Genomic DNA, 10,758 nt, shown 5'->3' with positions numbered 1-10,758 from the left:
GCGGAGCCGACAAAATGGGGACAACCAGAACAAGAAGAAGGTTGATGAGACGCGGAACGGCGTTGCTGGAGGTGACTATTGCGGTACCGACGCCAGTGCGCATGGCTCGTCACCTCCAAATGGGCCCCCAACAGTATTGCGTAACGCAAGCGCCAGGTGTAGAGCCGTATCCCCAACATGCCGTGTCGCGGCCGAATTCCGGGGCAGTGACGTTCCTGCGGGCCAAATGTTCGCTCAGCCAGAGGCCAGCGAGTACTGGAATTCCGTACGTTTGGCACACCGTGGTGCGAACATTCTGAGGGAACTAGCTAGCCGGGGGATTCGCATGGACGTCGCAACAGTGGAAGGGCCGGCCTGGTGCGCCCCGGGCTTGACCACTCGGAGTGGTGTGTACCCCCTCGCCGTCGAGCAACCAGTTCTGAACCAGGTCGGCTTGCTGGTCCCGGGTGTTACGACCCTGACAACCATCGCTCGGTACTTCTCCTTTTACTGGGCTCTCGCCGACGTTGCCGCAACCCATGACTTGGATGCCGCCGCGAGCCGAACACTCGTCCGAAATGCTGAGGTGGCCTTGGCCTGGGCGTCGGCCTTGCAGCCAGAGGGCGATGAGCTGACTGGCACTCAAAAAATGCATGGCGCAGACACAGTCAATCGACTGCTCCAGAAGGGGCAAGATCAGCACCTCGCTGACGTCGGGCCCGGCACGTACTCCCCTCGATCGTGGGGCTATTGGTCCCAATATCGGGGCTCAGCTCTCACCCTGAAGATCGCTGCGGCGGACGGCCACGCCATTCGACGAGGCTCAAGGTCATGCCCCGACTCGATCAAGCAGATGTACGAGGGTCTGCTATCGATGGCGGCAGCTCGTGCTCCCCGCGCCTCCGACGTCGCGGCCTTCTTTGACCTAACAGTCATGGGCGAGATGTCGCCGGACGTCGAACCGCTCCGGGAGTTACTGTGTGCGACCGACAGCGGTGTTCACAGTGCTGATAATTGGTTGCCCGCCGACCGGATGCGCCGATCAACGCTGCGGATACTCGGAAGGTCGGCCCAAGTCTGCTCGAACTCCAAGGGCTGGCGTTTCACCCTGGCTGACGGCGTGGCGTACGGCGGTCATATCGATAGCGACCCGGTGTTCGTGTCGGAACGACGACAGGCTCAGACATGGCGCGGGATGCTCCTTCGGCACCATTCCGTCGGAGCATGGCGCGCGTTGTGGTCTGCACTTGTCGACGAGGTGATTCGTACTGCCGACCCGGTCAGTCGCGATCAACTTCACGAGTGGATCCGGGGCCAGGTCGGGAATGGCACGGTCGACTCTTTCGTCGACGGACTGCCACCCGTCCAAGCGAACGGCCATCCCGCTGCGGCCGAGGAAACAGTCGGCCAACAGTACACCGGAGTGGAAGCATCAATCGGAATTCTGCTGCTTGGCGGGCTTCGCCTCGACCACTTAGACGGCGAGGTGCTTGCCTCGTATCTGGGCGGTTCAGCGAGACGTCGCGTCTATCTCGACCCTCACTGGGTGCGTGGACAGCACACCGAGTACGAGTCGCGTTCTCTCGGCGACTTGGCGTGCGCACTGGTCGACGACATGCTTGCCCAATCACATCGAGTCTCACTGCGAAAAATGCGTGTGGAGAACAACGGCCAAATGATCCTGCCGACGAAGCTCCATGAGCGAGAAGGCCGTTGGTTCGCCGAGAGTCGCGAAGGAGCCGGCAACATCGGTGTACGTGCGTACCAATTGGGCCAGATCTGTACCCAACTTGGCATGTTCATCGAGACAGACGGCGCTCCAATGCCAACGGCGATCGGCTGTGCACTCCTAGGACTACCCGAATGACCCACGTGCGTTTTGACTTTCAATCGCCGTTGGCGTTGATCCGACAGTGGCAACTACGAGCCGACGGCGCAAGTCTGCTCGAAGTACTAATCACCGGTTACACGCTGGACCTTGCCTTCTTCGAGAAGCGTTGTGTCTCACTAGCTCGCGGGTTAGGCGCACGTATCACCGTGCTCGCCGATGCCCACCAGTCGGTGCACGACCCTGCGGATGTGCGCCTCGCGGGAACGTCCTACCAGCATGCGAATGTTGGGTGCCAGGGAGCATTCCACCCGAAGCTCGCGGTCCTGGTCGGGGAAGAAGACGTCTGGGTCGCAATCGGCTCCGGCAATCCGACAACATCCGGCTGGGGCCATAACGACGAACTCTGGCTAGTCCTGAAGTCGAGTCGGACGACCGGACCCGCCGCTCTGTTGGAACTCGCAGACTGGCTTCGACGCCTTCACTCTCACGTCAAAATGCCAACTTGGATCGCGTCCACGGTTATTGAGATCGCAGACATGGTTATACCCGAGGTCACGGACGACTCAGTACCCGCACTACGCATCCTAGGCAATCTCAAGAAACCGATCATCGACCAGTTGCCAGCAGTCGAGGTGAACTCACTAGCGTTGAGTGCACCATTCTTCGACTATGCGTCAGCCGCAGTCCGCGAGCTTGTGGGACGGTTCAAACCGAAGAGTCTGATCGTCGGCATACAACCAAGATTGGGCAGCTACGACGGAGTTAGCCTCGTCGCCGCGACCGCGCACGTTCCCTCAGCAGCGTTTCGCGATCTTCCCGATTCCGACGGACGCGTGAGTCATGGGAAGTTGGTGGAATGGACGGTCGACGGCAAGTCGACCGCGCTGATCGGAAGCCCGAACCTGAGCTATGCAGCGCTGCTTTCCAGCACGGAAGAAGGCGGCAATTGCGAGCTAGCAGTGGTCTTTCCAGTCGATCAGACGCTGCTACCTGAAGGCACCGATGTAGCCGTGGAGACCATTCGACAGCGCTCGACTCTGTCCGCAGCAGCGGAGCCCAGGCTGAGCCCACCGGTGACACTGCTCGGTGCACGCCGAGAACTACAGGGCATCACAGTTGAGTTGATCGTGGAATCGTCGGTACCCATTGTGATCGAGACGTCGCCCAATGGTGGTCCGGGTACATGGCAGCAATGCCATGTCATCCGACCCGACGGCGCAAGCCTGAGCGGCGTTGTAGCGGAGCGGTTCCAAGCGCCAGAGCAAATGGGCGCTGCGGTGCGCGCGGTAGTCGATGACCCGAAGACGCCGTACACGACTCCTGCTGTCTTTCTTACCGATACAGCGCGATGCCTTCCACGACAGGTGAATTCGTCCGCGCCTCGCCTGAAGCATCAGTTCGGGGATTTCTTTAGCGACGAGAAGTTGCAGCGACGCTTCGAAGCCGACCTCCTTCGACTGCTCGCCGAGAATGCTAGCCAGCGCAGCCAGTCGGCCGCCTCGCGCCCCACTCGTCAGCAACCTGCGCGTGCGTCCAGCACCGACAGATGGACTCTGTGGCTCCAAGGAACAGAAGCGACCATCGGCCCGACCTTCACCGCGTCGTTGTTCCCGTTCTCTGCGGCAGCGAGAACGCCCACTCCGGCTCAGCTGCAACAGTGGGATGTTGATCTCGCTGGAGCTTCAGAAGACATTGCGGAGGGCGAGGATCCCGAATCTGTCGATCCGATCGCCGATGACGAGGAGGAGTCGGGCGAACGCCTGCCGCCAGTCGTGCCGCCCGCGATGCGCCATAAAATGCGACATTTCGCGATCAAACTTTCCGCGAGGTCGCGAGCGACACCGCAGCCGAGCCTCGAGCTTAGGATGCTTGTTCTCCGACTTATCCTGGATCTCCTCGCAGCGGGCGTCTGGGGCCCAGACGACGACGGGTGGCGAGCACCGGTGGCTGATGCGATCATCGCGCTCCCGCCCACCGCGGACGAAGAGGTACCAGATCGTGCGCTCGACTTCCTTGGTTCACTCGCTGCTGTTGGACTCGCGCTACTTGCCCAAGGTGCATCGCTACACGGCGGTCGTGAGCAAGACCTGATTTTCAGAAAGGCTTGGGAGGCCGCCAGTCTGCACGCAGCGATGGCTGAGATCGGGCTCAGCGAGCAGTACCTTTATCAACCGGCCGAGGGCTACAGCCGGGTTGCCGGACTCGCAGGCGTGGAGTCCGTGATTGAGCTGGCCCAGGACTACGTCAACGACTCCAACGCCGCAGTTCGGACCGCTGTTGAAGACGCGGCAGCTGAAAAGGGCTGGGACGTCAAGTTCGGCGATGGACTGTGGATCGTTTCAGCAGCGCAAGCCACTCCGCGTGCGGTGGCCGCCAAGATCGCAACGGTGATCGGTGAGCATGAGAAGACGTGCGGTGTCTTCGTAGAGACCAAGCGTGGGAAGTGTGTTCTACTCCGTCACAACTCAATCCTCGCAGTCGCGGAGAACAACTGCTGGCGTGTAGGCAAGCTTCGGTCCTCACTGAGCACGCCCGCCTCGCGACTAAGCGAGGGTTCCCTTGGCGGTGAAGCATATTCGCTTGCAAACCCACCCCAGTCCGTGACTGAGCTCTGCGGTCAGATCGGGGTCGAATCAGAACAAGTGCGGCTGTTTCTGAAACCCGCACGGACGGTACTCGAGTCGGGCTCGGGACATACAACCCCGGAATCGACGTTCTGACGAGCTCCCAAACAACGAGAGGAACAAACATGGATGAACCATCGTCTCTTCAGCTTTCGACGTTCGAGCGTCTCGCGCCTCGACTCTTCGGCCGCTGGTGCGATCGGCATGCAGCCGCGATGTCCCCTGCACCGCACGCAATCCGCAGCCAGTCATCGACCATCATTGATGCGAGCCTGTTGAGGTTAGGGCGACCGCTATAAATCGCCGGTCTCACGCTAGCAATCCCGAAGCGCTGCCAGAAATACAACAGGTGGGGAGCTGAAGTGATCAAGTCTGTAGCCAACGCACCGGTCTTCCAACTACTCAGTCCACAAGACACGGTCGTCTACGAGATTCCCAAGTATCAGCGGGAATACGCGTGGACGAAGCAGGAATGGGACGAACTCTGCGATGACCTCCTGGAGGATGACGGCTCGGGATCTGGCCATTTTCTCGGCACCATCATCTGCATAAACAGAACGTCAAACGCCAACGAAGAGAACGTCCTCGAGCTCGTTGATGGCCAACAGCGATTGACTACACTGTCAATACTCATGGCATCGATCTACAGATTCCTAACTGACCACAGCGGCCAGCTCGACGCCGACGGCCGGTTTGATCTTGATTCGTTGGGGCGGCAGCTTGTTCTGAAGGATCCCATTCGACTGCGGGTCCGCCCTCAGAGCCAGAACTCAAACAATGACGACTATCTCAACGTCCTGAAGGCCAGTGGACTCGACGTGAAGGCCCCGTCAGTCAAGTTTCTGGGAAACCGCCGGATCATGAAGTCCTACAACCACTTTACCGATCGACTCGATCAGCTTGCTGGACCAAAATCGTCAGTCACGCCCGTGCTCGAACTGCTGAAACGCGTTAAACGGGCCATACTCGTAAAGCTGGAAGTCGAGAGTACCGCGGATGCCTTCACGCTGTTCGAGTCGCTGAACAACCGCGGGATTCCACTCACGCCGATCGATATCATCAAGAACTCCCTGCTCGCCGCGGCGGACAAGAAGCGGAACAGCGGCCTCACCGCCGAAGAAGTGTTCGAGCAATGGAACGAACTACTTCGTGACCTCGGGGACGATTACAAGACCCAGGAAAGATTCTTTAGGCACTACTACAACGCGTTCAAATCTGAGCTCCCGGCAGTCCAGAATGCGCCGATCGCCACGCGGTCGAAACTGATCCGAATCTACGAGAAGCTCATCACAAGCGATCTCGAAACTCGGCTGGAAGATCTCCTGATTTGCGGCGGCATCTACAAACGCATTGTGGGAAATCTGGACTCCGACGAGCCTAGGAATTCATTCGACGACGCGCTCGCCGACCTCGGCCGTGTGCAAGGAGCGCCCTCCGAAGCGCTGCTGCTCTATCTCATGGCCTACCAGGAGTCCCTAGAGCTAACTGAGCCGATGCTCAGATCCGTCACCGAAACGTTGACGAGCTTCTTTGTCCGCAGAAATCTCACGGGTGATCCTGCCACGAACACCCTTCAGCGGCTTTTCATGTCGATCATCGACACGGTGTCCAAGGTAACCGGACGCCAGATTGTCGAGGTGATCGAGACACGGCTCCGGAAGGAAGCCTCTGATGACAAAGCCTTCTACGCCAAGCTCGTGGGCCCGCTCTATAACGAGAACGCCGACGTGACCCGGTACATCCTCGTTTCCCTCGCGAAGGCAACCATGACCAAAGAGACCACCAACGATCTGTGGGAGCGGGAGGGAAAGCATTTCAAGTGGACGATCGAGCACATCCTGCCCCAAGGACCCAATCTTCCGAAGGAGTGGCTGAGCATGCTCGGGGGCACCGCAGAGGCGTCAGCCATCCAACAGCAGCACGTCCACAGGCTCGGCAATCTCACGATAACTGGCTACAACAGCACGCTGAGTAATCGATCGTTCCATGCCAAGAAGATTCGGAAGGATGGCCGAGGAAACTACGTCGGGTTCAAAAACCGGCTGCCACTCAATGACGACGTGGTTCAGGCGCCCCAGTGGACCGCCGCCGAGATCGACGCTCGAACCGAGAAGCTGGCCAAGCAAGCCTTGAAGCTGTTTCCTCTGTGACCTGGTTTGCTCTCGGCGTGACCTGGCCACCACAGCGCCGCCAGTTTGATCGAGCGAAACTTGGACATCGACACGGGTACCACCGCATGCCTAGGACGTCAGGTACGCGGTGAGCGACACCTTCTGATATCTGGCGAGATCCCGCTGCGCGTCGAGGAGTGCATCTTCGAGGCTTTGTAACCGCATTGCAGCCTCAGCAACGGTGGCATCGCCGTCGGACCGGCGGCGCCGATAGTCGAGGCGGACCGCATCCACTTTCAGCGTGATTTCCTGGTCCAGCGCTTTGAACTTGGTATCGACGGACGCTTGGATCTGGCGCAGCTGCGGGGCTATGGAATCGATGGCTACCTGCTGTTGTCGCTTCTGGTCCGCAAACTTGCGGTCGAGAGCTTGCATCTGTTGTCTAGGCAGCGTCTGAGGTGCGCTGCTTTCGGCGGCCGCGAGTACCCGCTCGCGCCATAGGCGAATACCTATGGACTTGGACGGACCGATCCCATAGATGGTGAACCAACTGCTCGACCCCGTTCTACGGAACTGGGTGCCGTTAACCGCGGCAATATCTGCCGCTGTGTGTAGACCGTGGACGCCCAGTGCCGCGACCAGTGCCGGTCCAATGCCGTGGATAACGCCCGGTTCGATACGGCGCGATGCCATGTAGGTTTGGATATGCTGCTCGCGCAACGCCTTTAGTTGCTTTTGCGCTTCCGTTGCCTTGGCATTGTCCAACCGGTTGAACGCGGTCTGGAGCGTCGTCAGCTGCTTGCGTAGATCCTTGGATTGGCGCTCATATTCGGCGGTTGAGGATTTCGGTAGTTTCGATCGTTGATCCTCCAATGCTTGAATGGCGCGTCGTTCGTCGCCATCCAACCCAGCACGAGCGGCTCTCGCTTTCACCACCCGCTTCTCCTGCTGGGCCACTTCGCGGCCCGTCTGTCTCACCTGCCGACGCGCTGCAGTGCGACCGACAACGGTATCGGATCTACGCCACAGCATCCAGGTTCCGAACATCATCGCGGACACCCACAACAGAAGGAACAAGCTCCCGAGCAGTACGTTCAGTACGGCACCTACAGCGACCGCACCGAGGATCGCGACCGCCGTCATCACCGCGCCCACAACCTTCGCAGCCGTGCTTGGGCCCACTACTTCAACCGGCGGAAGTGGCGCCTCGTGACTCCGCAACCAACCGGTGCCCAGCCGAGCTGTCTGGACCGACTGCTCGGACGCGGGTGTCGCGCCGGCAATGAGAGTGCCCGCATCCCGCCACCAGGCCGACGAAGGATTAGTAGAAGCACCCATTTGTGGTGATGCTTGAGCGCCCGTTGGGAGTGGAATCCGTGCCGGATCGAATTCCGGGACACCGGCGAGCGAGCTCGACGACGTGAGTGACTCCGTCAGTAAGTCGGCCACCTCACTGTGAGGGGACCCCAGCAAGCCGATTCGCTTAATAGCGGCGAGCGGTGCTGCAAAGTCTTCTTTGCCGAATAAGAGCTTCTCGTCCCCGTCTTGGCGGAATGTCCACCACAGCCCGGGATGTGCCGCGAGCGAGAGCAGCGAACCGTAAATGAGCCATGCGCTGAATCGGTCCAAATGTGCTGCGAAGTCAGTGTTCGAGCGGAGGGGATGCTGGTAGTTAGCAAGCCCCAGTTCGTTAGAACCGAGATCCCTGATCGATGGCACGAACATGCCGTCGTAGTCGATTAGGCGCAGCCTGTCGTTTGTGTCGACAAGGAGGTTTCCGTGTTGCAGGTCTCCGTGGGCGATGCCAGCGTTTTGTAGATCGTCGATGCAGGCGGCGAACTGTTCTGCAACGCGCAGGATTCGGTCAGGTTGACCGAGGTTCTGTTCCAGCCATGGGATGAGGGTCTTAGAGTTTTCGACCCACTCCATACGGAGGATTGGGTGCCAGTGTCCGTCGACCAATACACCCTGCGTTATGTAGTCGAAGCCGACCTGCCATGGCCGCGCCAGTTTGGCCAGCACGTCGTGGATGGCTTCATACCGCTTATTTTGGCCACCGACTTCGCGGGTGAAGCACTTCACGGCGTAGCGCTTCCCGGACGAACCGGTGATTGAGAAAACTGACGCGAAGTTGCCGGAGATGGCCTTGGGCAGTCCCAACGAAGTCAGTTCGACTCGACCGGTTTTCAGTTCCTGGTCGCGGAAGCACATGCCAGTGTTCTGCAATGCCTGAACGTAGTCGCCGTTCGTAGGGAAGGTCGTCATCGTCGGTCAGAAACAGTGCACGCGGACCAGTGTGACGTCGTCATTCTTCAGACGGCCGCTCAAGCGCTCATCGGCTACCCAACTTTCGAACGGTTGGCAGTCGCTGCTACCAAAGTCTCTCCAGATCCGCCACGGGCTCTCCGATTGTTCCTTGCGCTCCAGGAACCACGCAGCCAAAGCATCGGTACAGAGAAAGAACAGATCTTCGGGTTGCCAGTCACCGCTCGTCTTGCGTAGCCGCCGCTTGAAGGTGCTCTCGCGATCGAGGCTACGTATCAGGTGCGGTGACGTATTGAAGGCGCTGGAGCGTTCTAGAGGAAATGCCCGCTTGCAGACCTCCCCGCGCACATGAAAGAGCGTTGCGTCACCGACACCCATCGACCACCAACGACCAGGTTCGTCGGCGCGCGGGTTGCGAAGCCTTAGAGCCACGAGGGTGGCTTCGGCACCACGCTCGAGCCCTGGCTCCTCGTACCACGCGATCGGCTTATTTCGGCGGAGCCGTTCCTCGCGATAGTCGACTAGATGTGCTGGCCACTCCTGGATCGCCGCGTTGATTGCATCGGACCATCGGCGGTGGGGAATCTGCTCCTGTGCGACACGTTGCGACAACGCCCTTGCCCAGCTTCCCGACAACAGGCTCTCGGTGGCCCCGTCCGAGACTGCCACCTTCACGTCGTCGACCTCTGGCGATAGCACCACCTCGATGAGTTGGTCGCTGACACTGTTTGCTGCAGCGTCTTCATATTCCGCGTCTGACGCGCCGGCTTTCGGCAGCCAGAACGTGTCGATCTGCCCATGCATGGATGACTCAGCGAAGATCGCTGGCGCGAGTTCCGATTTCGAGGAATTGCACGATGCCTGCCACGTCCGCGTTGTAAACGAACCCTTTCGAGCCCTCCTCAACGCGATGCCCTTGGTTGCTTGCCAACGATCTCATCTGAGACGGCAACAAGCTCGACATAGCAAAGAGCAAACGGGAGAACTGATCCGGGAGGGATGCATCCGACGCCGGGAACGAAATTGAAGTGCCGCCCTGATCGCTCACATGGAGGTTGAACAGGAGCACATTCCCGTCGGTGGTGAGTTGTGATCGAAGCTTCGTAGCGATCTCCGTCGGGTCACCGTCGTTGCTTTCCCCGTCGGTTAGGTGCAACACGACCGGGGGGAAACCTGCGGGGTGCTGGTCTACCCAGCTCGAAACAAGGGCTTCTGCACGCGTCAGAGCCTGAACCATGGGTGTGCCTCCCCCAGCCCGCGGATAGAGCCAGATCGGGAACTTGACCTGTTGCTCAACAAGCCCGCCCGCGCCATCGGGCACCTTCTTCGTACGGTCCTCAATCTCCGCCGGACTCTCGGCGACCTCGCTGATCGGAACCAGGTCACGTCCGCTGAGCGGACCCCCAAACGCCGAGTTGACCAGATTTCCGCCGTACCCCAACACCGCAACGTGGAAGTAGTCCCGTACGCCCTCCTCTTTGGCGCAGCGGAGTGTTAGCTCCTGCAGCAAACGGTTGATCGCATCGGCGACTACCTCGGACTTCTTCTGCCGCACCTCTCCGCCGATCGCATCATCCATACTGGCGGACTGGTCGACGACGAAGACAAAACACGTCGGAGTGGCTCTGCTGATCTCAGCGGTATATGACACGCGATCTTCCTTACCCTTCGCTTCGGTGATATCGAAAATGATGCACCAGATTCTCGCCCACTATCACCTCGGTTGACACAAATTCCCGTCACCCGATACTCGCGGTGAGCGAACGCAATCACAGTTCACTCCGGTCGAGAACACGCTCCGACGTTCATCCGTGGATTTAGCCCGGATTTTGCGTGGAAATGGGCGTGGGCTTGGTCTGATGTCGAGTTGTGTTGCTGGGGAGTAGTTTTCGGGTGTAGGCGTGGGTGGATTGTCCTGTTTCGCCAGGTGGTGCGGGCTTTCCCGGGG

At 59.6% G+C, this 10,758-nt stretch carries 6 protein-coding genes; 3 read left to right on the top strand and 3 right to left on the bottom strand.

Annotated elements, in window-relative coordinates; genetic code table 11:
• Window positions 1-388: 388 nt before the first annotated feature.
• The 3 genes from E0T84_RS04280 to E0T84_RS04270 all read left to right on the top strand — a co-directional run bounded on the left by E0T84_RS04280 (window position 389) and on the right by E0T84_RS04270 (window position 6,584).
• Complete coding sequence (locus E0T84_RS04280) at window positions 389-1,846, top strand: hypothetical protein (RefSeq protein ID WP_138743878.1); 1,458 nt, start codon at window positions 389-391, stop codon at window positions 1,844-1,846.
• Window positions 1,843-4,530 carry a hypothetical protein gene (locus E0T84_RS04275; protein ID WP_138743877.1) on the top strand — a complete coding sequence of 896 codons (2,688 nt, stop codon included), beginning with the start codon at window positions 1,843-1,845 and terminating at the stop codon, window positions 4,528-4,530. The genes E0T84_RS04280 and E0T84_RS04275 overlap by 4 nt, the downstream gene beginning before the upstream one ends.
• Before the next feature lie 266 nt (window positions 4,531-4,796).
• On the top strand, window positions 4,797-6,584 hold the full coding sequence (locus tag E0T84_RS04270) for a DUF262 domain-containing protein (protein WP_138743876.1): 1,788 nt from the start codon (window positions 4,797-4,799) through the stop codon (window positions 6,582-6,584).
• Between the two features lie 90 nt (window positions 6,585-6,674).
• On the opposite strand, the gene E0T84_RS04265 is transcribed toward E0T84_RS04270, so the two are convergent.
• From E0T84_RS04265 to E0T84_RS04255, 3 genes are read right to left on the bottom strand one after another with little or no spacing between them, the layout of a single operon-like run.
• Window positions 6,675-8,810 carry a phosphotransferase gene (locus E0T84_RS04265; protein ID WP_138743875.1) on the bottom strand — a complete coding sequence of 712 codons (2,136 nt, stop codon included), beginning with the start codon at window positions 8,808-8,810 and terminating at the stop codon, window positions 6,675-6,677.
• A gap of 6 nt (window positions 8,811-8,816) precedes the next feature.
• A complete protein-coding gene (locus E0T84_RS04260) occupies window positions 8,817-9,614 on the bottom strand; it encodes a hypothetical protein (protein ID WP_138743874.1) in 798 nt (265 codons plus the stop codon).
• Between the two features lie 7 nt (window positions 9,615-9,621).
• Complete coding sequence (locus tag E0T84_RS04255) at window positions 9,622-10,461, bottom strand: vWA domain-containing protein (protein WP_138743873.1); 840 nt, start codon at window positions 10,459-10,461, stop codon at window positions 9,622-9,624.
• Between the last annotated feature and the right edge of the window lie 297 nt (window positions 10,462-10,758).

The sequence above is a fragment of the Mycobacterium sp. DBP42 genome (genome assembly GCF_005924235.1).
GTDB lineage: Bacteria > Actinomycetota > Actinomycetes > Mycobacteriales > Mycobacteriaceae > Mycobacterium > Mycobacterium syngnathidarum.
This window is presented reverse-complemented; position numbering and strand designations above follow the sequence as displayed.